This is a genomic window from Vibrio sp. 2134-1, assembly GCF_033339495.1.
Window position 1 is genome coordinate 1 of record NZ_JAWOUS010000835.1, and the last position, 549, is coordinate 549.

At 43.4% G+C, this 549-nt stretch carries 1 protein-coding gene; it reads left to right on the forward strand.

The window, feature by feature from the left end:
* Window positions 1–543: class I SAM-dependent methyltransferase (locus R7R78_RS28815; protein ID WP_225474931.1), on the forward strand; the 543-nt coding region annotated here is incomplete at its 5' end.
* Window positions 544–549: the final 6 nt, after the last annotated feature.

The following is a 549-nucleotide window of genomic DNA, read 5'->3' on the forward strand; positions in this document are numbered from 1 at the left end:
CTAGATCATAAGATCACACGTCGTCGCTTAGGCGAAATGGCTCAAGGCAAAGATTTCTTGAACCTATTTGCTTACACAGGTAGTGCAACAGTACACGCGGCAGTTGGCGGAGCTCGTTCAACAACGACAGTAGACATGTCAAACACTTACCTGAACTGGGCAAAAGACAATATGCAGTTGAATGGTTGTATTGGACGCCAACATCGCTTTGAGCAAGCTGATTGTCTGCAGTGGCTTGAAAATGCAAAAGGCGAATACGACCTTATCTTTATTGATCCACCGACGTTTTCAAACTCAAAACGTATGGAAACGTCATTCGACGTGCAACGTGACCATATCAAGCTAATGACGAACTTGAAACGTTTGTTACGAGCAGGCGGTACGATTGTGTTCTCGAACAATAAACGTCACTTTAAGATGGATGAAGAAGGGTTGGCTGAGCTAGGACTAAAAGCTCAGAATATTTCATCGCAAACTTTGCCTTTGGATTTTTCTCGAAACAAACACATCCATAACTGCTGGTTAGTGACACACGCAGAGTAAAGAAAC